The sequence below is a fragment of the Streptomyces lothianensis genome, from assembly GCF_047779955.1.
GTDB lineage: Bacteria > Actinomycetota > Actinomycetes > Streptomycetales > Streptomycetaceae > Streptomyces.
In genome coordinates this window covers 1-25046 of record NZ_JBLMKT010000031.1, presented here as the reverse complement: position 1 = coordinate 25046, position 25046 = coordinate 1, and the positions used below count along the sequence as shown (strand labels likewise).

Sequence of the window (25046 nt, the reverse complement as noted above, 5' to 3'; positions counted from 1 at the left end):
GGCGGCTTAGCCACCGACGCAGGAAGCCCGCGCGTTTACGCGTGGGTGGAGTCACTCCTCCAGTGTTCCGCAGCAAGAGCAAGCACCTCGCAGCACCCGCAACCGTCCGCAGCCGCCCGGAACGGGCCGGGCACCCGCCTCCCCGGCCGCCTCCCCGACCGTGACGAGACCGCCCGAGCCCCGTCGAAGGGTCAGTCCAGAAGTGCGGTCGCCTCGACCTCGACGAGTACGTCCGGCTCGAAGAGGTACTCGACGCCGATGAGGGAGGCCGGGGGCATGGGCAGCCGGAGGCCGATCCCCTCGGCGACGGCCTCCACGCCGGCCATCAGGTCGCCGATCTTCTCCGGGCTCCACCGGGTTACGTAGAAGGTCAGGCGCAGCACGTCCGCGAACGACGCGCCCGCCCCCTCCAGCCCGACCGCGGTGTTGCGCAGCGCCTGGGCGACCTGCCCGGCCAGATCACCGGGTGCGACCGGGGTCCCGTCGGCCTGGCGCGCGACCTGACCGCTGACATGGACGTGCTTCGTTCCGGTGCCCACGGCGACGTGGTGGTACGGGACCGGCTGCAGCATGCCTTCCGGGGTGAAGTGCTGAACAGTCATGGTTCTCTCCTCGAACTAGGTATACGTAAGCTACTTAGTGGAAGAAGGACACTTCAACGAGACCAGGTTTCGACATGGATACCGCCGGCGAACTCCGCATCGACGCCCCGCACCGCGAACTGCTCGACCAGATCCTCGACAAGTGGTCACTCGGTGTCCTCAACGAGCTCTGCGAACGCCCGTGCCGCTTCAACGAACTGCGCCGGGCCATCCCTCAGGTCACGCAGAAGTCGCTGACCGCGACACTGCGGCGGCTCGAACGCAACGGCGTGATCGAGCGCGAGGTCGTCTCCACCCGCCCCGTGGCGGTCAGATACCGCATCACACCCCTCGGCAAGACGCTCCGGCCGCCCGTCGACGCGCTGCTGGCATGGGCCTCACAGAACATGCCGGCCATTGAGTGGGCGCGGGAGAGGTTCATGGCTCGGGAGGAAGGGGAGCGCGGCTTCTGACCAGTGGTCAGTCGTCGCGAGTGGCTCATGTCACTATTGCAAGCGAGTGCTTGCAATAGTTAGCAGGGCTGGGGCAGCATGGGGGCATGGCATCGCTCAATGTCGGTGGACTCGGTGAGTATCTGCGTGAGCAGCGGCGCGTGGCGCAGTTGTCGCTGCGGCAGCTCGCCGATGCCGCCGGGGTGTCCAATCCGTATCTGAGTCAGATCGAGCGCGGGCTGCGCAAGCCGAGCGCCGAGATTCTGCAGCAGCTGGCCAAAGCGCTCAGGATCTCCGCCGAGACGCTGTACGTGCAGGCCGGGATCCTCGACGAGCGCGAGCGCGACGAGGTGGAGACGAGGGCGGCGATCCTCGCGGATCCCTCGATCAACGAGCGGCAGAAGCAGGTGCTGCTGCAGATCTACGAGTCGTTCCGGAAAGAGAACGGCACTGTTCCCGCAGGCACAGGCACAGGCGCAGGTGCGGACAGTGCCGAAGGCGGGGCGGGCGCCCCGGGCCGCACGGACAACTCAGAGCGCGGTGCCGACGACCAGGTTCGGCGCGCCGACGACGGCTGATGCCGGCACCCTCACCACGACCGGAGGTACGTACGCCATGGCCCTGACCGATGACATCCGCAAGGCCGTCACCGACCCCAAGCCCCTCTACTTCGCCGCCGGCACCGCCGACCTCGCGGTCCAGCAGGCCAGGCGCGTGCCCGAGCTGATCGAGAAGCTGCAGGCCGAGGCCCCGGAGCGGTTCGAGGCCGTACGCAACACCGATCCGAAGGCCGTGCAGGAGAAGGCCACCGCCCGTGCCAAGGAGGTGCAGGAGGTGGTGCAGGCCAAGGTCGCGGAGGCGATCGGCGGCTTCGACACCGATCTGCGGAAGCTGGGCGAGAGCGCCCAGGACCTGGCGCTGCGCGGAGTCGGTGTCGCCGCCGAGTACGCGGTCAAGGCGCGCGAGAAGTACGACGAGGTCGCCGAGCGCGGCGAGCAGGCCGTGAAGACCTGGCGCGGCGAGGCGGCGGAGGAGATCGAGGAGATCGCCGTCAAGGTGGAGGGCGACCGCCCGGGCAAGGGCTCGGAGGGCCAGGGCTCGGAGGGCAAGGCCGCGGAGGCCGAGGCCGTCGAGGGCAAGGCAGCTGATGGCGAGGCCTCCGAGGTCAAGGCCGCGCCCGCCAAGAAGGCAGCCGCCAAGAAGGCCCCCGCGCGCAAGCCCGCGGCCAGGAAGAGCACGCCGTCCGCCGAGTGAGGCACCGGCGGCGCAGGGCGCCGAGCGTCGGGCGTCGGAGTGCGTGACGGACGGTCCGGGCACGAAGCGGGTGTCCGGACCGTTGTACGGGGTACGGTGGCCGCAGTAGCCCGGATAATGAGTGGCCCGACACACAGGTGGTGGACGAAGTGCTGATGTCAGCTTTCGGCGGCTTCATGTGGCTGCTCTTCACGGCGATGCTGGTGCTCGCCGTGGTGGCCCTGGTGATGGCCGCGACGGCCCGCGAGGACGCGTATCGCGCCGCCAACAAGCAGACCAAGAATTTCTGGCTGATCATTCTCGGCATCGTGGTTCTGGTGAACCTGGTGGTGCCGATGCTGTTCCTGCAGATCGCGGGCCTGATCGCGACGATCGTCTTCTTCGTCGACGTCCGCCCGGCGCTCAAGCAGGTCACCGGCGGCCGCGGCCCGCGCGGCTCCAGCAGCGACGGTCCGTACGGGCCGTACAACGGCGGCCGCTGAGGCCCGGCGGCCTGCAGTCGCCAGGCCCGGCGGCCCGCAGGCGGCAGGCCCGGCGGCCGATGGTCGGCAGTCGGCGGCCTGCATCGCAGACAGTGGTCAGCCACCAGCGATCAGCCATCAGTGATCGACGACCTCACGGCGGATCCGCCCCGAAGGGGATGGGTCCGCCGTTTGCGTGCCGGGCGTCAGGGCGCCCCTGCAGAGGGGCTGCGGGGCGGCCGCCCCCCGGCAGAGGCCGACCAACCGGCCCCGCCTCCCTCAGCCCCGCGCCTCCCGCTCCAACAGCACCACCGCCACGTCGTCCGTCAGCTCCCCGCCGTTGAGTTCGCGGACCTCGCCGACCGCCGCCTGGAGCAGGCCGTCGCCGCTCAGGCCCTCGGCGAGCTGGCGGCGGATCATCGCGACCATGCCGTCCTGGCCGAGGCGCCGCTTGCTGCCGGCTTCCACGCGGCCCTCGATCAGGCCGTCGGTGTAGAGCATCAGGCTCCACGCGCCCCCGAGCTCCACCTGCTGGCGCGGCCACCGGGCGCGCGGCAGCAGGCCCAGGGCCGGACCGCTGTTCTCGTACGGGAGGAGCTCGGCGAGGCCGCCGGCGCGGGCGATCAGGGGCGAGGGGTGGCCGGCCAGGCAGAGGCCGGCGCGGCGGCCGTCGGGGGAGATGTCGACGGTGCAGAGCGTCGCGAAGATCTCGTCGTCGGGGCGCTCGTGTTCCAGGACCTGCTGGAGCGTGGAGAGCAGTTCGTCGCCGCACAGGCCCGCGAAGGTCAGCGCGCGCCAGGCGATGCGGAGCTCCACGCCGAGCGCCGCCTCGTCGGGCCCGTGCCCGCACACATCGCCGATCATCGCGTGCACCGTGCCGTCCGGGGTGCGAACGGTGTCGTAGAAGTCGCCGCCGAGCAGCGCGCGGGAGCGGCCGGGCCGGTAGCGGGCGGCGAAGCGCAACGGGGCGCCGTCGAGCAGCGGGGTGGGCAGCAGGCCGCGCTCCAGGCGGGCGTTCTCCTGGGCGCGCAGCCGGGACTCGGTGAGCTGGTGCTGGGCCATGTCGGCGCGTTTGCGTTCCACGGCGTAGCGGATCGCGCGGGTCAGGACGCGGCTGTCGAGCTCGTCGCGGAACAGGTAGTCCTGCGCGCCGACCCGTACCGCCTCGGTGGCCCGCTCGCTGTCGTCGCTCGCGGTGAGCGCGAGTACGGCGTGGCGGGGTGCGAGCCGCAGGACGTACTTGAGCGTGCCCAGCTCGTCGTCGGCCTCCGCCGCGTCCAGGGCGGTGCTGCGGCCGGGGGCGGGCAGGGAGAGGTCGAGCAGGATGCAGTGCACGTCGTCGGTGAGCAGCCGCTCGGCCTCGGTGAGGTTGCGGGCGGTGCGCACCTTGATGGGCTTGCCCGCCGCGTCGAGCAGCGCGGGCACGCTCAGTGCCGTGGCCGGATCGTCCTCGATCACGAGCAGGGTCAGTCCGCCGCTGTCGTACGCGACGGCGCCGGTGCGGGCCGGCAGGGCATCCGCGCCGGGCGTGCGCGCCGGTGCGGTCGGGGAGTCCGGGTGCGGACCTCCGGCCTGACCACTTGCCGCGGCCGGGACTGCTCTCTGCCGCGGTATGGGTACGGGCATCCTCCTGTTTCCTTCCCTCCCCCCGAGGGCGCGGCGGGACGACACCCAGTCGAAACGACGTTCCGCCGACGGGGACCATAGCGGTAGCCGGCACCGCATTGGAATGGCGATCAACAAAGAGCCGGGGGCATATGCCGCTTCCCGTCCCGTAATTGGGCACGCGGAGCCCCCGGCAGGGATGACGAACATCACGCACCGCGGGTTGCCCGGGTGGCTCAGGTCACGTGAGTGCGGTCACCTGGGCGCGGTCACCTGAGCGCGGTCGCGCGAGGCCTACTTGTCCGGCCGTACGACCCCGAGGATCGGCATCGAACCGGCGCCCGCCACCGTGACATTCCGCCCGGGCCGCGGGGCGTGCACCATCGCGCCCTCGCCGATGTACATGCCGACGTGACTCGCGTCCGCCTTGTAGATGATGAGGTCGCCCGGCCGCATGTCCTTCACCTTGACGCGCGGCAACAGGCGCCACTGCTCCTGCGAGGTGCGCGGTATCGCGCGCCCGGCCGCCGCCCAGGCCTGGGAGGTCAGCCCCGAGCAGTCGTACGAGGACGGCCCCTCGGCGCCCCATACGTACGGCTTGCCTATCTGGGCCGTCGCGAAGTCCACGGCCTCCCTGCCCTGCGGGGAGGCCTCGCTCCTGATCGTCTCGAGTATGCCGGTGCTCAGCCAGGCGGTCTGGGACTCCAGCGCGGCGGCCTGCTCCATCCTGCGCAGCCGCTCCCGCTCCTCCTTTGCGAGCTGCTTCTCCAGCTTCTCGGCGGCCTTGATCTTCGCCTCGATCTTCTTCTTCCGCTTGGCCTGCTGGGTGCGGTGCTTGTCGAGCTCCTTCCAGTAGACGCCGGCGTCCTTGGCGTAGAGCTGCAAGTCCGTCTGGGTGGTGGCAAGTTCCTCGGCGAGGTTGGTGGTCGCATGCTGGCCCTGGCGCACGCGCTGGGCGCCTTCGAGGAATTCCTGCGGGTTGTCGCTCAGCACGAGCTGTGCCTGCGGCGGCACTCCGCCGCTGCGGTACTGCGCTCGGGCGGCCGCGCCCGCGCGGGCCTTCAGCTCGTCCCGTCTGTCCTGCAGCTTCTGGATCTTGTTGGCGAGTTTCACGATCTGCTCGGACTGCTTCGCGGCCTTCTCCTCCGCGGCGTTGTACGCGTCCGTGGCGACGGCCGCCTCGTGGTAGAGGGCGTCGAGCTGCTCGCGCACATCTTCGAGGCTGCCGGGCCCGGGCTGCGGTTGCGGTATGTCCGGTCTGGCGGGGGGTGTGGCGAGCAGGCCGGAGGGTGCGGAGGAGAGGCCGGAGAGACCGGAGAGACCGGAGAGGCCGGAGAGCGCTGGGCCGGAGGATGCGGCGGGCGCGGCGGCCGCCTGGCTGGGCGCGCTGAGCAGGCCCAGGGCGCAGACCAGCGCCACGGCCGCGATGGTCGAGGTTCGCCTGCGGGTCACGCCCATTCCCCCTGATGTGATGATGCGTCAGTAACATTCGGTGGCTTCCGGGATGGTGCCATGTCCCCGCCGAATGCGACAGAGGCCCGACTGGCGGGCACGGACATCAGACGAACGACGGGCCCTTTGCGTTCCCGCCCGCAGCAGGCGCCACTTGCCTCTGCCCTGTGGCACCTGCAGCAGGCGCCACCTGCCTCCGCCCTGTGGTACCGCCTCACCCCCGCGGCGCCAACGCCTCCCAGGCCACCGTCACTTCGCCCTGGCGCCAGCGCGAACTCCCGTCCACCACCGGCCAGTCCGTGCGCAGTTCGCGCACCGTCCGGATCCACCGCTGCCGTGCGCCGTACGAGGCGTAAGGCGCGGCGGCCGCCCAGGCGCGGTCGAAGTCGAGCAGGAAGGTATGGATCGGTTCGCCCGGTACGTTCCGGTGGATCAGCGCCTTCGGGAGTCGTTCGGCCAGGTCGGAGGGGCGGTCCAGGGAGGCGAGACGGGTCGCGAACGTCACCGTGCGGGGGCCCTCCGGGCCGAGCGCCACCCAGACGTGGCGGCGGCCGATCTCGTCACAGGTGCCCTCGACGAGGAGGCCGTCCGGGGCGAGACGGCTGCACAGGCGGTGCCAGGCCTCGGTGACCTCGTCCTCGTCGTACTGGCGCAGGACGTTCGCCGCGCGGATCAGCGTGGGCGGCTCGGAGGTGGGGACCTCGAAGCCGCCGCGACGGAACGTGAGCCCCTCCTCCTCGTACGGTTTCGCGGCGGCGACGCGGGCCGGGTCGATCTCGATGCCGGTGACCCGGACGGCGGGGGCGGCCGTGCGCAGGCGGCGGAGGAGCTCCACGGCCGTCCAAGGGGCGGCGCCGTAGCCGAGGTCGACGGCGAGGGGGGTGGAGGGGTGGCTGCGCAGGGCCCGGCCGTGGCGGTCGGCGATCCAGCGGTCCATGCGGCGGAGGCGATTGGGGTTGGTGGTCCCGCGGGTCACGGTTCCCAGGGGGCGGGAGGGGGTGCGGGGCATGGGTCCAGTATCGCCGGGGGTGGGGCGTGGTGCGGGCGGGCCCCCGCGGGCCGCGGCGCCGTGGAATACGGGCGGCGGCCCAGGCGTTTCGCGGGTGAAGGAGCCCGCGTGCTCCTTCCTCAGACATGTCCTCGTCGTCACAAGGAGGCCGCGCGCGTGAGCCAATACGTGAGCAGGCTCGGCGGACGGTTCGCCTCCACCCCTTCGCGGCTGTCCGCCCCGCCCCTCCTCCGGCTGGCCGGCGGGCACCGCAGACCCCGCCGCATCGCGATGCTCAGCGTGCACACCTCACCCCTGCACCAGCCCGGCAAGGGCGACGCGGGCGGCATGAACGTGTACATCGTCGAGCTCGCCAAGCGCCTCGCCGAGATCGACATCGAGGTCGAGATCTTCACGCGGGCCACGACCGGTCAGCTCCCGCCGAAGGTCGAGCTCGCGCCGGGTGTCCTCGTACGGCATGTGGACGCGGGCCCGTACGAGGGCCTCGCGAAGGAGGAGCTGCCCGCCCAGCTCTGCGCCTTCACGCACGGTGTGATGCGCGCCTGGGCCGGCCACCGCCCCGGCCACTACGACCTGGTGCACTCGCACTACTGGCTGAGCGGCCACGTCGGCTGGCTCGCCGCCGAACGCTGGGGCGTCCCGCTCGTGCACGCCATGCACACCATGGCCAAGGTCAAGAACGCGGCGCTCGCCGAGGGCGACACCCCCGAGCCCGCCGCCCGCGTGATCGGCGAGACGCAGATCGTGGAGGCCGCGGACCGCCTCATCGCCAATACGGACGAGGAGGCGGGCGAGCTCGTACGGCATTACGAGGCCGATCCCGCCAAGGTCGCCGTCGTCCACCCGGGCGTGAACCTCGACCGCTTCCGACCCGCCGACGGCCGCGCCGCCGCCCGCCGCCGCCTGGGTCTGCCGCAGGACGCCCTGATCCCGCTGTTCGCGGGCCGGATCCAGCCCCTGAAGGCGCCCGACGTCCTGCTGCGCGCCGTGCACATCCTCCTCGGCCGTCGCCCCGAGCTGCGCGGCCGCCTGGTCGTGCCGGTGGTCGGCGGCCCCTCCGGCAGCGGGCTCGCCAAGCCCGAGGGGCTGCAGAAGCTGGCCGCGAAGCTGGGGATCAGTGATGTCGTACGGTTCCGGCCTCCGGTCGGGCAGGAACAGCTCGCCGACTGGTTCCGCGCCGCGTCCGTCCTGGTGATGCCCTCGTACAGCGAGTCCTTCGGGCTCGTCGCGATCGAGGCGGAGGCGGCCGGCACGCCGGTGATCGCCGCGTCCGTCGGCGGACTGCCCGTGGCGGTACGCGACGAGGTCAGCGGCTTCCTCGTCGAGGGGCATGATCCGGCGGCGTACGCGCGGAAACTGGAGCACTTCGCCGACGAGCCGCATCTCGTCGAGAAGATGGGCGCGGCGGCCGCCCGGCACGCCCGCGCCTTCGGCTGGGACACCGCCGCATCGGCCACGGCGGACGTGTACTCGGCAGCGCTGTACGAACAGCGCCGTCGCGTACGCTCGCACCATGGCTGACGCGCGACAGGTCCTCGAACAGGCACTGAAGGACGCCGGGCTGAACTGGGAGTCCCCCGAGCCGGACGCGTACGTCGTCCAGCTGCCCGGCACCCGCAAGCTCTCCACCACGCTCTCGCTGCGGCTGGGCCGCCATGCGCTCTCGCTCAACGCGTTCGTGATCCGCCATCCCGACGAGAACGAGACCGGGGTGCACCGCTGGCTGCTCGAACGCAATCTGCGGCTGTACGGGGTGGGTTACGCGATCGACCAGCTCGGCGACATCTATCTCGCGGGCAAGCTGCCGCTCGCCGCCGTCACCCCGGACGAGGTGGACCGCCTCCTCGGCGTCGTCCTGGAGGAGGCGGACGGCTCCTTCAACACCCTCCTCGAACTCGGTTTCGCCTCGGCGATCCGCCGCGAGTACGAATGGCGCGTCTCACGCGGCGAATCCACCCGCAACCTGGACGCGTTCGCGCACCTTACGAGGCCGGCGTCGACGTAGCCTCACCGGCACCCAGGTGAGGGGTGCCACTCACGCGGTGGCCTTGGCCTCGGCCCCCTCCACCGGCGTGCCCTCGGTCACCGCGGCCACCGCCGCCACCTCGACCACCGGCTGCGGAGCCTCCGCCTCCCGCGGAAGGTTCCGCATCAGCAGCCAGTACCCGCCCGCCGCCACCGACCCGACCACCGCCGTCGCCCCCCACAGCCACTCCGCCCCGAACCGGTCGATCACGAACCCGGCCATGAGCGGCGCGGCGAGCGCCGCCACGGACCAGGACATCGAGTACATGCCCTGGTACCGCCCCCGCGCGTGCACCGGTGAGAGTCGCACCACGAGGCTCATCTGCGTGGGCGCGTTGATGATCTCGGCGAGCGTCCAGATGACCACCGTCAGCGCGTACACCGCGATCGACCCGGCGAAGGCCGTCAGACCGAAGCCGTACCCGGCGAGCAGCGCCGAGATGACGAGCAGCTTCTGCGGATCGCGGTGTTCGATGAACCGCGTCACCGGGATCTGCAGTGCCACGATCAGCACCCCGTTGACGGCGATCACCATGCCGAAGTCCGAAGGGCTGAACCCCGCGGCGCCCATGGCGACCGGCAGACCCACGTAACTCTGCGTAAAGATCAGTGAGATGAGGAAGGACAGCCCGACGACCCCCATGAACCGCCCGTCCTTGAGGACCGTCCCCATGGAGACCTGCGGTTCGGCAGTGGCGGCCCGCTCCGCCCCGACGGCCTTCCCGGGCCGTGACTCCGGCAGCTTCAGGAAGACGAGCACGGCGCAGGTCATCGTCAGCGCGGCCTCCCCCAGGAACCCGGCGAGGTAGCTGTACTGCGCGACGATCCCCGCCGCCATCGACGAGAGGGCGAAGCCGAGGTTGATCGCCCAGTAGTTGAGCGCGAACGCCCGCACCCGGTCCTCGGGCCGCACGATGTCCGCCATCATCGCCTGCACGGCGGGCCTGGACGCGTTCGAGGCGATGCCCACGAGCCCGGCGACGACCGCGATGGCCACGGGATGCGTCATGAACCCGAGCACCGCGACACTGACCGCCGTGGCGCCCTGCGCGAGGAACATCGTGGGCCGCCGCCCGAGCCGGTCGGTCATGACCCCGGCGCCCAGGGTGCCGAGGACGCCGCCGAGCCCGTGCAGCGCGGCCACGAGACCGGCGTACGAGGCCGAGTAGCCGCGGTCGAGGGTCAGGTACAGCGCCATGAACGTGGCGACGAAGGCCCCGAGCCGGTTGATCAGGGTGCTGGTCCACAGCCACCAGAACTCCCGCGGCAGCCCGGCCACGCTCTCCCGCGCGGCCTGCTTGATGCTCGCGACTGACATGACCGAAATCCCCCCGGACGTGGCTGGTGAAGTGACGCCCGACCGGATGCCTGTACGTGGCGTGCCTGTGAGCGGCGAGCCTGTAAGTGGCGCTGGGCGTGCTCGCACATTACGAGCCGGAGGTGCCGCACGGCCACTGGATTAACAGGAACGGTCAATCGGCCGCCCGCACCCCACCTCAGGGCTGGCGCGCGAGGGGCGCGCGGGTTCGATTAGTCTCGGAGCCATGGCCGACGCACCGTACAAGCTGATCCTCCTCCGCCACGGCGAGAGCGAATGGAACGCGAAGAACCTGTTCACCGGCTGGGTGGACGTCAATCTCAACGAGAAGGGCGAGAAGGAGGCGGTCCGCGGCGGTGAGCTGCTCAAGGACGCCGGCCTGCTCCCCGATGTCGTGCACACCTCGCTGCAGAAGCGCGCGATCCGCACCGCGCAGCTCGCGCTCGAGTCGGCGGACCGCCACTGGATCCCGGTCCACCGTTCCTGGCGCCTGAACGAGCGTCACTACGGCGCCCTGCAGGGCAAGGACAAGGCGCAGACGCTCGCCGAGTTCGGCGAGGAGCAGTTCATGCTGTGGCGCCGCTCGTACGACACCCCGCCGCCGGCACTTGAGGACGGCACCGAGTTCTCGCAGTCCGACGACCCGCGCTACGCCTCCATCCCGCCGGAGCTGCGCCCGCGCACGGAGTGCCTCAAGGACGTCGTGCACCGCATGCTGCCGTACTGGTACGACGGCATCGTCCCCGACCTCCTGGCCGGCCGCACGGTCCTGGTCGCCGCGCACGGCAACTCGCTGCGCGCGCTGGTCAAGCACCTGGACGGCATCTCGGACGCGGACATCGCGGGCCTCAACATCCCGACCGGCATCCCGCTCGCGTACGACCTCGACGCCTCCTTCAAGCCGTTGAAGCCGGGCGGCACCTACCTGGACCCGGACGCGGCGGCGGCCGCCATCGAGGCGGTCAAGAACCAGGGCAAGAAGAAGTAAGCGCCCACTTTCAAGCCCCCGACCTGCTGTTTCTCGGCAGGGCGGGGGCTTTGTGCTGGGGCTGGGCCGTCTCTGGGCCGTCAGAGGTATTCGGGCCGCCTCCGGGAGTGCCCCGCATACCCCGGTGGCTGTCGGCGCTACCGGTATGCTTTCAACCGCCTTACCTGAACCTCCCTTGAACTCCGTGTTGGGGCACGTGAGTTCCGAGGCCCCGGCCCGAGAGATGGGTCGGCTGGAGGAGAAGGGAGGTGGTAGAGGTGTGTGTCGAGAAGAGCAAGCCTCGCAGGTGGACCGGTGCCGAGAAGTGGCAGGTCTGGCTTGCGGGGGTCGGTCTACTGGTGACCATCGCTACCGGCGTGATGCAGCTCGCTCGATGAGCGAGTCACGCGCGAGGACGGTCGTGACCGGGAGCTGTGCATGCAGCGAGCCCGGTCTGCTGATAGGCGACCGGGCTCGTTGACTGCGAGAGGGCCTGGGTCTGGTTGCCGCCGGATCCAGGTCCTCGGTCGTTCTAGAGTCTTCTAGAACCTTCGCGAGCTATCCAGAGCTAACTAGAGCTTGCATCTCAATCTCCCACGCACTGCTAATTCAATCAAGTTCGTGAGTCCGTGTGTGAACTTAAGATCTCTAGTCTCAACCGTGAACGTCTTCGTCGAACTGTTCGCGTGACTTGAGTAGCGTCGTATCCCTCCTGATCGTTACGCAGAGCTCTTCAGCGGCGATCGAAGACAGATGCCACGGCCTTGCGAGTGCGCTCCTGGCTGGACGGCATGAGATGCGCGTACACGCGGAGGGTCAGACCGGGGTCGGAGTGACCCAGGTACTCGGCGAGGGCCTTGATGTTCTCGCCAGCGTCCAGGAGCACCGAGGCGTAGAAGTGCCGGAGCGCGTGCATGCCGTTCTCGCGGGACTCGGCGTAGGACTCGCCCGGCTTCCGCTCAGGGATCACGCCAGCCGAGGCCAGCGCCCGCTTCCACACCTCCTCGTTGAGTGAGGTCCGCCAGACGTGACCGCCGCGCGGACCGGTGAAGATCAGCCGCTTCGTGACCGGAGGCCCGTCCGCCACCTTCCACGGCAAGGTGATCTCGACCGGGGGGAACCGCTTCATGTGCTCTCGGAGCGCATCAGCGACCGGCCCAGGAAGCGGCACATCCCGCAGCTTGCCGCCCTTGGGCGGAGCGAACACCGCCTTGCTCCGGCTCAGCTTCAGTTGCTGGACCACGTGAAGCGTGTCCGACTCGAAGTCGATCGCGTCGACGGCGACGCCAAGGATCTCCCCCTGGCGGAGCCCGCAGCCGCCACCCAGGTCGACCATGGCTTGGTACCGCTCAGGCATGGCGGTCCGCACGGCGAAGACCCGTTCCGGCGTCCAGGGAGCGACGCGCTTGACGTCCACCGTCGGCGGCCGGACCGAGCGGGCAGCACACGGATTCCGGGGGAGATGCCCGTCGTCCACGGCCGCACTCAGCGCGGCACGCACGTTGGAGTAGATCGTCCGGGCGTACGAACCCCGGACACCGTTCTCTTGCAGCTTCCCGACCCAGTCACGGATGTGAGCAGGCTGGAAGGAGCCGAGCGGACGCGAGCCCAGGTAGGGGAAGGCGTGTAGCCGAAGCTGTGACTCCATCGACGCCTGGGTGTTCGGATCCGGCGCGTGAGTCACCCACTTCTCGGCGTACTGCTCGAAGGTGATCCGAGCCGCACGCGGGTCGATGTACTGCCCGCGCGCCATGTCGGCCTCAGTGTGCGCCAGCCACTGATCAGCGAGCCGCTTCTGCCGGTCGGGGAAGCTCTTGGACTTCTCAGTACCGTCCGGCCCGACGTAGCGGGCGCGGTAACGGGATCCCGTTCCGTACCGCTCCGTCTTGACCCTGCGAGCCTTCCCGTCCGGCCCGGTCTCCGTTCTGTACCAGCGGTCTTGGATGTGCCCGGCCATCAGGCAGCAGCCCCTTCCATCAGGGACTCGACCCAGGCCCGCACGTCTACGGGGTCGTAGCGCAGATGCCGGCCAACCCGGAAGCCACGCGGCCCCGTCCGCTTCCGCCGCCACTGGTAGACCGTCTCGACCGGCACGCCCAGGATCTCGGCAACGTCCAGAGGAGTCAGGAACCGCGAAGGCAGAGCACGCGGTTCGGCTGCCGCTTCTACGACGGCGAGATGGCGCTTAGCCATGAGTCGGCTCTCCTTCTGTTCCGGGGGCGGGCGCGAGGGATTCGGCGAGCCAGGCTTCGGTGTCGGAGAGTCCGGTTCCGGCGAAGACCCAGTGCGCGAGGACGTACGTCGTGTTGGTCTCGCGTTCGGGCAGTGCGGCAGCCGCTTGGGCGCGGCGCCATTCGGCGCGGGCGTCGCGGAGGGCGCCGAGGGTGGTGGAGTAGCGGCGGGACTTGGTGGAGAAGTGGCCGCGGAAGCCGAGCATGTGGGCCCAGGCGCGCAGGCGGAGGTGTTCGAGATCCTTCCGTGTGCCGAGGAACCAGGCGGTTCGGATGAGTCGGCGGGCGTGGTCGCTGATGTCGAGCTGGGCGAGTTCGGCGGCGAACTTCAGCGGCCGGTCGAGAGCTCCCGTGGCGGTCTCGGCGCCCTTGGTGGCGTACTTGGCGATGTACGCGGCGACCGCGCGTTCGGTCAGCTCCTGGCCGTCGTTGAAGTCGGCGGAGCGGATGGTGCGGACGTCGAGTTGGCGGCCGAAGGCGAAGGTGTGGGTGCGGCCGTCGATGACCGGGCCGTCCACGCGGACCTTGGCCGCCGCTGTCTCGATGGCGTCCGTGAGGAGTTCGGCGGTGGCCCAGGCCGGGGGCGGGGTGTCGCCGCCGGTGGGGCCGTCGATGCGGATGACGGCGTGGAAGTGGACGGCGCCGCGTTTCTGGTACTCGGCGACCTTGGCGAAGGAGACGCGGGCGTGGTCGCGGAACCGGCGTTGTGACAGGCCCGCGCGCTTGGCGACTTCCCGGCGCAGGTAGGTGGAGAAGCGTCGCCAGAGGGGACCGGCGTGGGCGTTCCAGAGAACGGCCGCTTCGTAGTCGTAGGTGTCCGGGTCGAGTGCGGTGCCGAGTTCGGCGTCGTCCTGTTCGTGGCGGGTGCCGCAGCGGCAGGGGCGCCCGCTGGAGGGGCGGTTGTGGACCGGGCCGAAGCTCGGGGCGGTGAAGGTGGCGAAGACGCGGGGGTGGGTGGCGACGTGTTCGGGGGTGCCCTTGCCGCCGCGCAGGCCGGAGGTGATCAGGTGGAAGGTGTCGCGGCGGTAGACCTCGGAGCAGGCCGCGCATCGGGTCGTGCGGCGGTTGTTGCAGCGGACGAGGAGTTGGCCGGCCGGGAGGTCGTTGGAGTCGAGGTGCTGAAGGACGCGGCCGATCTCGCCGGTCGTGGTGTCGACGTCGTGCTCGGTGCGGTGGCCGTCGAGGCGGATCGGGTTGGTGCAGCCGCCGAGGCCGGAGAGTTGGCGGAGGATACCGGGCAGGGTGCCGTGCTCCGCGAGCTTCGCGAGTTCCGGGAGCGGGGGCGGTGTGGTGCGGGTGAAGATGGCGGTTCTCCTTCTGACTGGCTCGGTCAGGAGTGATGGCCCCGGGGCGGCGGATGCTTGGTCGTGTGCGCCGCCCCGGGTGTCGGGCGCGTTCAGCGCCGGTTCTGCTCGCGGATCAGGGAGCGCAGGACCACGGCCGCGATGGCGACGGAGATGGCCGAGACGGCGACGGCGGCCAGGAGCGCGGTGAGGACGACACCGCCGACGACCACGGCCGCCACGACCCCGGGACTGATGGAGACCGCCGGGAGCGAGCGCCGTACGGGCGCCGGATCGGCCGGGGTGTGGGTATGTGCGGGCGGCGGGGTGTGGCTGTCGGGGTACTTGGGCAGGAACACGGTCGAACTTTCCTTATCTACTCGTCTAGGCATGTGAGCCGTTTATGACATCCACGCCGGAGCGGGTGCCGGACTCGATGGCGGGGGCGAGGAAGGTCTGCGAGAGGTAGAAGCCGAAGAGGGCGATCAGGACGACGACCCAGGTGCGGACGCCGAGGAACTTGACCGCTCCCCAGGCGAAGAGGCCGAGGACGACGACGAGAGGCAGGCTGACGGTCACGGTGTACGGGGTCCCTTCGGGATCAGCGGACGGGGCAGCGGTGGGTGCGGGCGGCCAGCTCGGCGGCGGCGCGGCTGTCGTAGTCGGCGGAGAAGCCGCAGCGCGGGGCCGTGCAGGCGGCGGTGTGCTTCTCGCGGCCCCGGCCGTCGTAGGACGTGGCGACCTGGACGGGGCCGATGCGGGTGACGTTGCGGAAGCGGCGGTTGGCGGACACGGGATCTCCTCTCAGAGGTGGGCGGCGATGGCTTCGGCCATGGGCGCGGGGACGCCGAGGCGGGCGCGGAGGGTCGGGGTGTCGATCGGTACTCCGGTGCGGGTGTGGTGTTCGGCGGCGACTTTGCGGGCGTGTTCGACGAGGGCGGCCGGGACGGGGACGGCAGCCCGCTCGGGCGGCGGTGGCTCGATGGCCGGTGGTGTCGGCGGCGGTTCCTCGGGGGCGAGTTCGGGCGCGTGCTCCTGGTCCCCGGTGTCGTCTGTGTCCTCGGGGCCCTTGTGGTCTTCGTCGGTTGTGGCGGGGGTGGTGTGGGCGAGGAGTGTTCCGCCGAGGAAGGCGACGGCGGGCCAGCCTGCGACGAGGATGCGTAGCCAGGCCGGGACGTTGTCGAGGTCGAGGAGGCCGGCGGTGGCGACGTTCGCGCCGAGGGAGGCGGCGAGGGCGGTGACGAACCAGCACCATCCGGCCGCTTTCGCCTCACCGGAGCGCAGTCGGCGCCAGGCGGCGACGAGCAGCAGGTCGACCGAGACCGGGTAGGCCCACGCCTTCCAGCCGTCCTGTCCGGCAGCCGAGGCGATGTCGTGCAGGTGGGCGAAGGACAGCGCGGCGGCGATGAGCGCCTGGACGAGCACCGCGTCGACACGGGCCAGTTGGGCGCGCATGATGCGGCTCCTTTCGGATGCAGGCATGGCAGGGGTAGGGAGTTGGCGCGAGGCGGTCACGCCAACCGGGGTGAGGGGTGGGCGAAGGTCAGTCGGTCACCGGGCGCGGCTGCACCGCCGGGGCCGAGGACTCCACGGGCCGCACGGGGGTGTCGGGCCGGAAGGGCTTGAGCGCGGGTAGATCGGGCACCAGGTGTGCGGAGTCCCGGCAGATCTCGGCGGCGGCGCCGAGGGACAGGTGTGGCGTGCGGATGCGGGACCAGCCGCCGGAGGTGTCACCGGCCACGGCCAGGCCCGGCAGCTCGGGAGCGATGGCACAAGCGGCGAAGACCGCCTCAGGGGCGAGGTCGCCGAGGGCCATCTTCGCGGAGGCTTCGTCGTTGACGCGGTGACAGACACGGCCGGTCAGCTGGGCCCGGAGCATGGTGGCACCCTTGCCCAGCTCGGCGCCGAAGCGCTGCCCGCACACCTCCAGGTAGATCCCGGCAGCGCGGCCGAGCTGGGCGAGCCGGATGAGCTGGGTGACCATCTCGTCCCGGCGTTCCTCGTCCTTCTTGGTGGCGACGAGGAAGAGTTCGGCCACCTCGTCGACGAACAGCACGATCGGCACCGGGCGTTCGCGCTCGGGCAGGCCCCAGATGTCGGAGGTGATCTCCTCGTCGGGGGTGCCGGGGGCGATGCCCTGCCTGGACTTGATCAGGTCGTAGCGGTCCTCCATTTCCTTGATGAGCACGGGCAGCAGCTTGGCGGCTTCGTCGGGGTCGGTGGCGAGGGCGGAGAGCCGGGAGGCGAACGGCGCCAGCTCAACACCGCGCTTGCAGTCGATACCGACCAGGGCGACAGGTTGCCTGGCGAGTCCGGTGATCAAGTGGCGCAGGTACATGGACTTGCCCGACAGCGTGGCGCCGAGGGTGAGTTGGTGCGGAATGGTGCGGTAGTCGCGCACGAAGGGAGTCGCGTCCTCCCGCAGTGCCACGGGCACCGTGAGGAGTTCGGCGGTGGCTTTGCGGGGCATCCGCACGTTCCGCAGCACATCGAAGCCGACGAGCCGCAGTTCGACCACGCCCGGCTTGACCGTCGTCACGTACACGGCGTGAACGCCCCAGGCGTGCCGCAGCCGCTCGGCCGAAGCGGCGACGTCCGCCGGTTCCTGGCCCGGAGCGAGCCGGAGGCGAAGCCGCAGCCCGGTCGAGGTGGGCCGGATGATGCCCCGCCGAGGCGGAACGGGCCGAACCTCCCGCCGCGTGGTGGCCTTGACGGCGAGGACCCGCAGCCGGGACGGCGCCACAGTCAGCCCGCACGCCTCCATGACCGAGCCGTAGGAGCCAAGGAGCCGGGCGGTCGATATCGGCAGGCCGACCGTGGGCCAGTACACCCGAGGGTGCTTGGCCCGGGTGTAGGCGGCCCCGCCACCGAGCGCGGCGACAGGACCACCCACCTCCAGAAGTGTCACCAGATCGGACATCAGGCGGTGGCCCCCATGGCGGCCGGGAAGGCGGCCGGAGTCACGGCGGCGGCGCGGAAGGCGATGCCGTGACGCTGCTGTCCGTTGAACACCGACTCCCACGGCCGGGCGACCAGCCCCGGCAGCGAGACCGGCGCCCCCAGGGCCAGCCCCTCGGACACACCGCCTTCCGGCACGGTGACCTTGAACAGGGACGACTCCCCGTCCTCGATGTAGACGACGCCGATCGTCATCAGCGCTTCCCCGCTGACGGCGTCCTTGGCGATCTCGCCCGTCTGCCGGTCCCGGACCTTGGGCTCAGGAGCCTCCGTCAGCAGGATCGTGGCGGCCGAGGTCTCAACACGAATGGTGCGCAAGGCAATTCACCCATCTACTCGTCTATACATGATGCGGTCTGTGAACCCGATCTCCGGGCTCACGTTGACCACCCTGCCACACCACTTGCCCACTCGTCTATACGAGTATGCCTGTTGGGGTGTACGAGTCGGAGAAGCGTCCCCCGCGCACCACCGCAAATCACCTCATCACGTCGCCGGAAGCTGATACGACAGCACGTACGCATCCGCCGCCATGACCGTGTCACAGACCTCCACGGCCCGCCCCTCGGCGTCGAAGGCGGTACGGATCAGGTGGATGACGGGCACGCCGGAGGCCAGCCGAAGCGTCTTCACCTCGGCCGGCGAAGGCATCCGGGCGCGAATCTCCTCCTCGAAGTGGTCGAGACGGTGCCCCAGCTCCTCAAGCCGGGCGTAGATCCCGCCGGGCCCGGGGTTCGGCTCGGCGATCGGCGTACCGCGCGCGATGTCGAGCGGGAGATACGAGGTGGCGAACTCGACCGGCCGCCCGTCGAGCAGATACCGGCGCCGACGAGCCAGCACCCGCCGCACGGACCCGAGCCGTGTCGAGACGTCCTGACTGGCCTTTTCTTCCTTCACCTCAAGGCTGTCGACCTGAGGGTGACTGCCGGCGGCGTTGGCTTCGACGATGAAGGCCGCCTTGCCCTGCTCGCGGTGACGCCGGGCGAACCGGTCGGAGGCGAGGCGCCGCACGGGCGGACGGGGCCGGACGAAGACGCCCTTGCCGTGCTCGGCATGCACGAGCCCTTCGCCCTGGAGGACCGAGAAGGAGTTGCGGACCGTCATCCGGGATACCCCGTAGTGGTCAACAAGCTCGGCTTCCGAGGGCAGTTTTTCACCCTCCTTGAACCGCCCACGGTCGATGGCCTCGCGCAACTGGTCGGCGATCTGCCGAAAGACCGCACGATCACTCGTGGGATCGAGATCACCGAGGAAGCCGGAAGGAAGAGAGGGCACGTGTACTCCTTTAGATATCTAGACGAGTGGGCGATTGTTGTTGCTACGGTGGAGAGCCTAGCCAGCCGAGAGGGCCGAGGAACGTGAGCACTGACCGTCCGCACTCCGTGAGCGTCGCCGGAGTCATCGTCGACGACCAGGGCCGGGCCCTCTTGATCAAACGCCGTGACAACGGCAAGTGGGAGCCACCGGGCGGAGTCCTCGAACGCGAGGAAACCCTTCCCGAAGCCCTCCAACGCGAAGTCCTCGAAGAGACCGGCATCAAGATCGCGCTTCCCGCGACCCTGACCGGTGTCTACAAGAACATGACCGGGTTGATCGTCTCGCTGGTCTTCCGCTGCGAGGCGGCCGACGGCACACCGACCACCGGCGACGAGACCCGCGCACTGCGCTGGGCCACCCGTGAAGAAGTCACCGAGCTTGCCGACGAGGCATACGCGATCCGCGTCCTGGACGCATTGGACGCCGCATCCCCGCCGGCCATCCGCGCCCACGACGGCGTGAAACTCGTTTAGCCCGAACCCGCTGCACATGGCGGCCTACCAGCACGAAGGAACTTGTATGCACGAGTATACGAGCACCGCCCGGGTCTGGGGACTCACTTGCCCAGGATTTCCGGAAGAGGTGAGCCGGGCCCGCCGCTGGACCCGCGACATCCTGCGCGGATCACCCCTGGCCGACGACGCCGAGCTGATCGTGAGCGAGCTGAGCGCGAACGCGATCCTCCACACGGCCAGCGGCATGGAATCCGGCAGCTTCCACCTGGCCCTCGCAGTGACCCGCCAGGTGATCGCCCTGTCGGTCACGGACGGCGGAGGAACCGGCACGGCCCCCAAGGCCGAGCACCAGGACGACGAGGCCGAACACGGCCGGGGCCTGGGCATGGTCACCGCACTCGCCCACCGGGTCGTCGTCCACGGCAGCGAAGGCGGCTACACAGTCACCGCGGAACTGTTCACCGGCCCCCGACCGGGAGACCACCTGTGCTGAAGGACGAAACCCGCCGAGGCTACTGGTGCGAGTGCTGGACCGAAGACCTCTACGGTCAGGGCGGGGCGGAGCTGAGGGCGTCGTTCGACGCCTACTCGGCGCCCCAGGCCGACCGATGGGTAGCCGTCGCACTGCGCACCATCTCACCGGCATTCGACCCGGAAGCATCCGAGCAAGCGTGGCAGTGGCTGTACGACGGCCGCATAGACACACGCCGATCCCTGTTGCGCTGCGAGCCCTGCACTGTGTCCGTCACTCACACCACGACCCGCATCACCTGGACGATCCGCCCGGTGATCTTCCTGCCGCTTGCGCACCGTCAAGGCACCGAACTGCCTTCCTGCGCCTACGGCTTCAAGCCGAACACGGCCACCGTCAACCATCAGCTGGGACCGAAGTGTCAAGCATCTACCGGGACCGGACAGCCCCAGCAGGCTTACTGAGTTACAACTTTCTCTACTGGTTCAAGTGCGGCTCGCTCCGCTCCCCGTGCGCGGCCCGGCCCCCGGCCGGGCCTGCGCTCCTGTCTCCGCCCCGCTCCAGCCCGGCCGGCGCCCGTGCCGCGCACAAAGCGATCAGCCACCTGACGTAGATAAGGCTCATCGTGGCTGGGGCGGTCGGCTCCGCGGCTTTACGGAGCCACTTTGGCGCGAGCCTCGCAGATCATGGCCCCAACGTCGTGCTTTACCGGGCAGGTCCACAGGCTGCCCGACGCGCCGCAAGCTTACGGGGCCATGATCACTCGCGCCAAAGCAGCGCCACCCCAAAGCCGCTCCGCCGACCTTCGTTTACTCAGCATCAGAGTCACCCAACTTACCGAGAAGAGCATGCGGAGAGGCTCCCATGATTTGACTCAACATACTTGTAAGTACGGTCGAAACATTGATCAGGTCACTGATCAGTGGGCCGATGTCACCATCCTCTTGCAAAATCCTATTAATCGTTTCAGAAGCTGCCTGCGGGCCCCCGCCTACAAAAAATGAGGAAAGCACGGCGGAAGCCCTCTTCCCGCTTGTTGGCATCCGAGGAGGTGAAATAGGCTCTTGCACCCGGAGAGATTCGAGAGAGTCTGCATCTTCAGAAGCGGACATGACTTTCTCCAGCGCGAAGGCGCTCGGCATCGCTCGAATGGAAAAATCAATAGGCTGATCGCCTCCCCCCTCTCCGGAGATTCGAAAAAGAGCGGGATTACCATCACCGATATCGCCGGACCGCAAAGTATCCAGTAGCAGAGGAGAAACAACAAAACAACGCCGAATTATAATTCGCAGCATCTGCTCCTCAATGAAGGCATAGCCCTCCATTGCATCGTCGAGCAGAGGCATCAGGGGAATCTGCTCAGGCCAGGTCTCCAGAAGTTCCTTCGCATGGGAACTCCAATTAAACCGAGCCGTGAGAAGGCGAGATCTTTCGAGAGCTATTACCACATTCCTGTCAGGTCGAGTCCCTGAGACATGCATGTGGCCGGGCGGAATTCCACAGTGCTGTGTGTAATCTCGCAAGTTATACAGAAATCGGTAGCCTTCGTGACCGTCGAACGCAGACGACGTCGCGGTCTTATACTCAGACATTTCCTCGCTCGTCTTACCGAACTCCCGAAGAATGAAATCTCGCTCATTCTCAAGGTATAGGCGAGTAGCGGCTAGCCAGTTCGTGAGTTCGGCCATTAGGGCTCGCTTCACTACTTCACGATTCGCTTGCCGAAACTCACCAGCATACCTCTCAACGTTTGCGAACGTGTCCACCATCGCTTGCAGGTTCGAGTAGTTCCTAAGAATCAGCGAAAAAGCCCCCCTTTCAATCAAGGCCTCGTACACGCTGATAGCGTCGACATGTCGGTCGAACTCGCCCTCGGGCATCTCGTGGACAATCCGAATGTCCATGCCGGGCTGGCCAGGCTCCTGCTTCCACACACCAAACGCGTAAGTGATGTTCATGTAGTAATGAGATCAGGAAAGATGCGACATAGCAATGCCTGGGAGGCAAGCTCCCACTTACCTGATGCTATAGGCGCGTCATGCCTGTCTCACTCTCCCTGGGTCTAGTAAACGGAGCGCCAATTAGGGTCGGCAGCCTTTACGATTCCCCGCGACAATGCTAGTTGCACATCGTCACTAAAAACCTCTTCAAGGCTCCAGAAACGCGGCATACCGCCACCCCCGGCAGCGTCTCCGAGTGCTTTGAAACCGTCAGCAAGCGGGCGAAGAGTTGGGTCAGTGAGTGATAGTCGTTCGTATAGAGAGGCTATGAAAACAGCAACCGTCGGGGACTGGGAGTCCAACTGCATAACGGACGTCATCACAGCTCCCGGGGAGAGATTAAAGCCCTCGTTCGCGCCGAGATGCTGGACCAATTTTTGCGGGAGGAAGGGTACTCGAGAGACGCTCCACACCCCCAGGTTTGCAACGCAGAGGAGGTCTAGGCTTTCCCGAGGGTGCTGGGCGTAAAGGTTATCCATCTCTCTGCAGATAGATTGCACACCAAATTGAGGCCCGGGGGAAGTTGTTTTCCAGCTGTGCGAGTGAGAGAGGAGCCCTACAGGGAATGGAGACGAAATCTCTTCGCGAGGGCTGCCAAGTCTCGCCTTGACCCCTCTGCTAATTCTGGCCGCACGCTCGAATCCGTCTCGAATGCCATCTTTATTGAGGGTCAATTTTACACTAAAAGCCGCTGCCACTCCACTTGCCAGGACTTCTTCCCGTGATCTTAGCGCTCTCGGATATGTAGGGCGAAAAACAATGAGGTCAGTTTCAAATACATCGTCACCTTCCTCTGGAATGATGTATCTCCTCGTCGCCACCTCATAACTAGGCGGAAGCCAGTCGCTAAGTATCCTGGCCCAGGTCCCTTCACCGCCGTGTCCGGCTCGCTGGGGGTCGGAACGGGCTTCAGCGTGGAGCCTCATGTATTCCTGCTGTATATCCTGTTCGACAGCTCGGAGCCAGCGGTGGTGCACAGCACTTCTCTCAGAGGTGCTTCCCTGTGGAACTTGCCCATCTGTCATATTCATCCGTCCATCCATCGGTCATACATGATCGGCACGGGCCCCAACCAATCGCAGCCCGGAACTGCCACCGCCGACGCCAGCGACCGGATTCAGGCCGACTCAGAGAGGACCTTTGAGACGGAACGCACGATGACCGACCTGTCACGGTACCGTGCGATCAGTCGATGCCCAGCCCGTATGACAGGAGTTGATCCCAGAGGCATCGATGATCGACCGTCCATCCGCACCGTCGCCACGATGATCTAGGCCGACGTTGGGCGGCAGAAGTGCTCGGCCTCTGGAGACCGCACCACAAGCGCACCAGAACGAGCGGGGAACAGCGGGGAATCACAGTGAAAGTAGCCAAGCCCGACGCGGCAGATACCTGGCTGTTCGCGCAGGTCAACCCATCAAAGGGCTCCGGATGATCGCAGCTTCCCAAGCTGAGGGCTCCCGGCATCGTCGTCGCGGGTAGGCCGTCGCAGCTTGCTCTGGTCGACGCCATTGGCAGCGTGGCCGAGGTCGGTGGGGGTGCAGCGAGACACACGCGCGCCTGGTCGGTCGGCTGAGGCGCCGTCGTGGCGGGCTTTCGTCGGCTGAGGCTGAGACGGAGCGCGACGAGGGTGCCGGCCGTCAGTCGAGCGAGGCCCCGCACCGGGCAAAGCTGGGCCGTCCCTGGGCCGTCCGAGGCCGCTCACCAATGGCCAATGACGACCAACGACGACCACCAGGCGCCCGACCCCACCACCCCCGACCAGCAAATACCCAGCTCACCAAGATCCCCGGCAACACCCAGGGCAAGAAGTAGCCGTCAAGAATCAGGGCAAGCGGCAACGCCCTGTTGATCATGCCCCTGGGCAGCGCGTACAGCGCGGCTCAGGGGCATTTTCGGCTTGCGGGCGGCATGGACGGTCTGCGGCAGGCAGGCGGCGAACGCCGGGTCGGTATGCGCCGGTTCCGTACGGCCGTGCGAGACTCCTGGGCAGACAAAGGGGAGGTTCGGGGCACGTGGAGCAGGGGGAGGCGGGGCGGCTCGTCGGTCGGGCGCAGGCTGCCTGGGAGGCGGGGGAGTGGCTGCGGGCCGCCGAGCTGTACGAGCGGGTGCTCGCGCACTATCCGGACGAGGAGCCGAGCGCGTCGTGGTGGTACGACGCGGCGCTCGCGTACAAGTTCCTGCGGAACTGGGAGAAGGCCTACGAGCTGGGGCGCGAGGCCGCCGCGCGGGCGCCGCGCGGTGCGGGCGACCCGGCGTACTGGGACCTGGGCATCGCCGCGACCGTCCGCCGCGAATGGGCCGTCGCGCGCGATGCCTGGCGCGGGTTCGGGGTGCGGCTGCCGGACGGCGAGGGCCGGATCGACGCCGAGTTCGGGACCGCGTGTGTACGGCTGGACACCGACGGCGTGCGGGAGACCGTCCGCGTACGGCGGCTCTGTCCCACGCGCGGACGGGTGGTCAGCGTGCCCGTGACCTCGGGCCGGAGGTTCGGCGAGGTCGTCGTGCACGACGGGGTGCCGAGCGGTGAGCGGAGCCTCGGCGGGAGGACCTTCGCCGTCTTCGACGAGCTGGCGCTCTTCGAGCCCTCCGGGCTGCCGACGCTGCATGTCGCGGTGGACGCGCCGGCCACGGCGGACATCGCGGCCCTCGTCCGGGCCTTCACCGGCCGGGACTTCGGCGCCCGGCCGGACGGATCCCGCCTACGGCTCGCCGCCCCCGAACCCGAGGCCCGCGCACTCCTCGACGCCTGGTCGGCCGCGCATCCCGGCCGATCCTGGAGCGACCTGGGACCGGGGGCACATACGGACGCGGACACAGGCGAGGTCGCGGACACGGGGGCGGCCTGACGCACCGAGGGGTCCCGTTCCACCGGAACGGGACCCCTCGTCTCGTACGGGAAACGCCTCAGCCGCCGCACTGGCAGGGAGCCCCCTGCTGGCAGCCGCAGCCGCAGCCCGAGCCGCAGCCGCAGGCGCCGATGAGCGGCAGGGCGGTCACCTGGGCCGGCTCCGCGGTGTCGGCGGGCATCTGGGTGTCGGGCGTGGGGGACTCGGCCATACGAACCTCCTCAAGGCACGGTTGCCTACCCCCAGTTGATGCCCACCGGGCACGGCGCATCAACGGCGCACAGAAGTGCGAGGCGCTTCGGCGCGTCTGCGACGGGCGCGATCGCCTCACGCGTCTGCGACGGGCGCGATCGCCTC

29 protein-coding genes are annotated in these 25046 nt (G+C 68.8%); 11 read left to right on the top strand and 18 right to left on the bottom strand.

Annotated features, from left to right (window positions below):
* Nucleotides 1-191: 191 nt before the first annotated feature.
* The gene (locus tag ACLF6P_RS11015; RefSeq protein WP_415949821.1) at nt 192-602 is read right to left on the bottom strand and encodes a RidA family protein; all 411 of its coding nucleotides are present in this window, start codon (nt 600-602) and stop codon (nt 192-194) included.
* A gap of 74 nt (nt 603-676) precedes the next feature.
* Between ACLF6P_RS11015 and ACLF6P_RS11010 the strand changes: the two genes are divergently transcribed.
* From ACLF6P_RS11010 to ACLF6P_RS10995, 4 genes are all read left to right on the top strand, one after another.
* Nucleotides 677-1054: a winged helix-turn-helix transcriptional regulator gene (locus tag ACLF6P_RS11010; protein WP_415949819.1), complete on the top strand. Its 378-nt coding sequence runs from the start codon at nt 677-679 to the stop codon at nt 1052-1054.
* Nucleotides 1055-1140: 86 nt separating this feature from the next.
* Nucleotides 1141-1611 (top strand): helix-turn-helix domain-containing protein, encoded by a 471-nt coding sequence (locus ACLF6P_RS11005; RefSeq protein WP_415949817.1) that lies wholly within the window; start codon nt 1141-1143, stop codon nt 1609-1611.
* A 37-nt stretch (nt 1612-1648) separates the two neighbouring features.
* Entirely contained in the window at nt 1649-2287 is a 639-nt protein-coding gene (locus ACLF6P_RS11000) for a hypothetical protein (RefSeq protein ID WP_415949816.1), read from the top strand.
* A gap of 149 nt (nt 2288-2436) precedes the next feature.
* On the top strand, nt 2437-2769 hold the full coding sequence (locus ACLF6P_RS10995) for a DUF2516 family protein (protein WP_415949814.1): 333 nt from the start codon (nt 2437-2439) through the stop codon (nt 2767-2769).
* A gap of 258 nt (nt 2770-3027) precedes the next feature.
* Here the strand turns inward: ACLF6P_RS10995 and ACLF6P_RS10990 are convergent, their stop codons facing one another.
* From ACLF6P_RS10990 to ACLF6P_RS10980, 3 genes are all read right to left on the bottom strand, one after another.
* Nucleotides 3028-4374, bottom strand: coding sequence for a PP2C family protein-serine/threonine phosphatase (locus ACLF6P_RS10990; RefSeq protein WP_415949813.1), 1347 nt, complete (start codon nt 4372-4374; stop codon nt 3028-3030).
* A gap of 273 nt (nt 4375-4647) precedes the next feature.
* On the bottom strand, nt 4648-5811 hold the full coding sequence (locus ACLF6P_RS10985) for a C40 family peptidase (protein WP_415949812.1): 1164 nt from the start codon (nt 5809-5811) through the stop codon (nt 4648-4650).
* A gap of 208 nt (nt 5812-6019) precedes the next feature.
* On the bottom strand, nt 6020-6814 hold the full coding sequence (locus ACLF6P_RS10980) for a methyltransferase domain-containing protein (RefSeq protein WP_415949811.1): 795 nt from the start codon (nt 6812-6814) through the stop codon (nt 6020-6022).
* Nucleotides 6815-6970: 156 nt separating this feature from the next.
* Here ACLF6P_RS10980 and mshA point away from each other — a divergent pair, with 156 nt between their 5' ends.
* Together mshA and ACLF6P_RS10970 are read left to right on the top strand one after the other, a co-directional pair.
* On the top strand, nt 6971-8335 hold the full coding sequence (gene mshA / locus ACLF6P_RS10975; RefSeq protein ID WP_415949810.1) for a D-inositol-3-phosphate glycosyltransferase: 1365 nt from the start codon (nt 6971-6973) through the stop codon (nt 8333-8335).
* Entirely contained in the window at nt 8328-8819 is a 492-nt protein-coding gene (locus tag ACLF6P_RS10970; protein WP_415949808.1) for a type III secretion system chaperone family protein, read from the top strand. The genes mshA and ACLF6P_RS10970 overlap by 8 nt, the downstream gene beginning before the upstream one ends.
* Nucleotides 8820-8849: 30 nt before the next feature.
* Here the strand turns inward: ACLF6P_RS10970 and ACLF6P_RS10965 are convergent, their stop codons facing one another.
* Nucleotides 8850-10157, bottom strand: a complete 1308-nt coding sequence (locus ACLF6P_RS10965) for an MDR family MFS transporter (protein ID WP_415949807.1) — start codon at nt 10155-10157, stop codon at nt 8850-8852.
* A 226-nt stretch (nt 10158-10383) separates the two neighbouring features.
* On the opposite strand from ACLF6P_RS10965, the gene ACLF6P_RS10960 reads away from it, so the two are divergent.
* Nucleotides 10384-11145 carry a phosphoglyceromutase gene (locus ACLF6P_RS10960; protein ID WP_415949806.1) on the top strand — a complete coding sequence of 254 codons (762 nt, stop codon included), beginning with the start codon at nt 10384-10386 and terminating at the stop codon, nt 11143-11145.
* A gap of 712 nt (nt 11146-11857) precedes the next feature.
* Here ACLF6P_RS10960 and ACLF6P_RS10955 read toward each other — a convergent pair.
* The 10 genes from ACLF6P_RS10955 to ACLF6P_RS10910 form a co-directional block, all read right to left on the bottom strand.
* Nucleotides 11858-13081, bottom strand: coding sequence for a tyrosine-type recombinase/integrase (locus tag ACLF6P_RS10955; protein ID WP_415949805.1), 1224 nt, complete (start codon nt 13079-13081; stop codon nt 11858-11860).
* A complete protein-coding gene (locus tag ACLF6P_RS10950) occupies nt 13081-13317 on the bottom strand; it encodes a helix-turn-helix transcriptional regulator (protein WP_220647968.1) in 237 nt (78 codons plus the stop codon). The genes ACLF6P_RS10955 and ACLF6P_RS10950 overlap by 1 nt, the downstream gene beginning before the upstream one ends.
* Nucleotides 13310-14596 (bottom strand): replication initiator, encoded by a 1287-nt coding sequence (locus ACLF6P_RS10945; RefSeq protein ID WP_415949823.1) that lies wholly within the window; start codon nt 14594-14596, stop codon nt 13310-13312. The genes ACLF6P_RS10950 and ACLF6P_RS10945 overlap by 8 nt, the downstream gene beginning before the upstream one ends.
* 155 nt (nt 14597-14751) lie before the next feature.
* Nucleotides 14752-14997, bottom strand: coding sequence for a SpdD protein (locus ACLF6P_RS10940; RefSeq protein WP_415949804.1), 246 nt, complete (start codon nt 14995-14997; stop codon nt 14752-14754).
* Nucleotides 14998-15022: 25 nt separating this feature from the next.
* Nucleotides 15023-15217, bottom strand: a complete 195-nt coding sequence (locus tag ACLF6P_RS10935; RefSeq protein ID WP_046709296.1) for a hypothetical protein — start codon at nt 15215-15217, stop codon at nt 15023-15025.
* A 22-nt stretch (nt 15218-15239) separates the two neighbouring features.
* A complete protein-coding gene (locus ACLF6P_RS10930; RefSeq protein WP_031059711.1) occupies nt 15240-15431 on the bottom strand; it encodes a mobile element transfer protein in 192 nt (63 codons plus the stop codon).
* Between the two features lie 11 nt (nt 15432-15442).
* On the bottom strand, nt 15443-16093 hold the full coding sequence (locus ACLF6P_RS10925; protein ID WP_415949803.1) for a DUF2637 domain-containing protein: 651 nt from the start codon (nt 16091-16093) through the stop codon (nt 15443-15445).
* 88 nt (nt 16094-16181) lie between these two features.
* Entirely contained in the window at nt 16182-17558 is a 1377-nt protein-coding gene (locus ACLF6P_RS10920) for an FtsK/SpoIIIE domain-containing protein (RefSeq protein ID WP_415949802.1), read from the bottom strand.
* Nucleotides 17558-17914, bottom strand: a complete 357-nt coding sequence (locus ACLF6P_RS10915; RefSeq protein WP_415949801.1) for an SCO3933 family regulatory protein — start codon at nt 17912-17914, stop codon at nt 17558-17560. Before ACLF6P_RS10915 ends, ACLF6P_RS10920 begins: the two co-directional genes overlap by 1 nt.
* 168 nt (nt 17915-18082) lie before the next feature.
* Nucleotides 18083-18871, bottom strand: a complete 789-nt coding sequence (locus tag ACLF6P_RS10910) for a GntR family transcriptional regulator (RefSeq protein WP_060903208.1) — start codon at nt 18869-18871, stop codon at nt 18083-18085.
* Between the two features lie 107 nt (nt 18872-18978).
* Here ACLF6P_RS10910 and ACLF6P_RS10905 point away from each other — a divergent pair, with 107 nt between their 5' ends.
* The 3 genes from ACLF6P_RS10905 to ACLF6P_RS10895 are packed head-to-tail and all read left to right on the top strand — an operon-like array spanning nt 18979 to nt 20304.
* On the top strand, nt 18979-19386 hold the full coding sequence (locus ACLF6P_RS10905) for an NUDIX hydrolase (protein WP_060892820.1): 408 nt from the start codon (nt 18979-18981) through the stop codon (nt 19384-19386).
* Nucleotides 19387-19432: 46 nt separating this feature from the next.
* On the top strand, nt 19433-19861 hold the full coding sequence (locus ACLF6P_RS10900; protein WP_415949800.1) for an ATP-binding protein: 429 nt from the start codon (nt 19433-19435) through the stop codon (nt 19859-19861).
* Nucleotides 19855-20304 carry a hypothetical protein gene (locus ACLF6P_RS10895; RefSeq protein ID WP_415949799.1) on the top strand — a complete coding sequence of 150 codons (450 nt, stop codon included), beginning with the start codon at nt 19855-19857 and terminating at the stop codon, nt 20302-20304. The genes ACLF6P_RS10900 and ACLF6P_RS10895 overlap by 7 nt, the downstream gene beginning before the upstream one ends.
* A 345-nt stretch (nt 20305-20649) precedes the next feature.
* Here the strand turns inward: ACLF6P_RS10895 and ACLF6P_RS10890 are convergent, their stop codons facing one another.
* Both ACLF6P_RS10890 and ACLF6P_RS10885 read right to left on the bottom strand, forming a co-directional pair.
* Nucleotides 20650-21798: a hypothetical protein gene (locus ACLF6P_RS10890; protein ID WP_415949798.1), complete on the bottom strand. Its 1149-nt coding sequence runs from the start codon at nt 21796-21798 to the stop codon at nt 20650-20652.
* A gap of 104 nt (nt 21799-21902) precedes the next feature.
* On the bottom strand, nt 21903-22766 hold the full coding sequence (locus ACLF6P_RS10885) for a DUF6602 domain-containing protein (RefSeq protein ID WP_415949822.1): 864 nt from the start codon (nt 22764-22766) through the stop codon (nt 21903-21905).
* Nucleotides 22767-23855: 1089 nt separating this feature from the next.
* Between ACLF6P_RS10885 and ACLF6P_RS10880 the strand changes: the two genes are divergently transcribed.
* Nucleotides 23856-24689, top strand: a complete 834-nt coding sequence (locus tag ACLF6P_RS10880; RefSeq protein ID WP_415949796.1) for a tetratricopeptide repeat protein — start codon at nt 23856-23858, stop codon at nt 24687-24689.
* Nucleotides 24690-24747: 58 nt separating this feature from the next.
* Here the strand turns inward: ACLF6P_RS10880 and ACLF6P_RS10875 are convergent, their stop codons facing one another.
* Complete coding sequence (locus ACLF6P_RS10875; RefSeq protein WP_415949795.1) at nt 24748-24900, bottom strand: hypothetical protein; 153 nt, start codon at nt 24898-24900, stop codon at nt 24748-24750.
* Nucleotides 24901-25046: the final 146 nt, after the last annotated feature.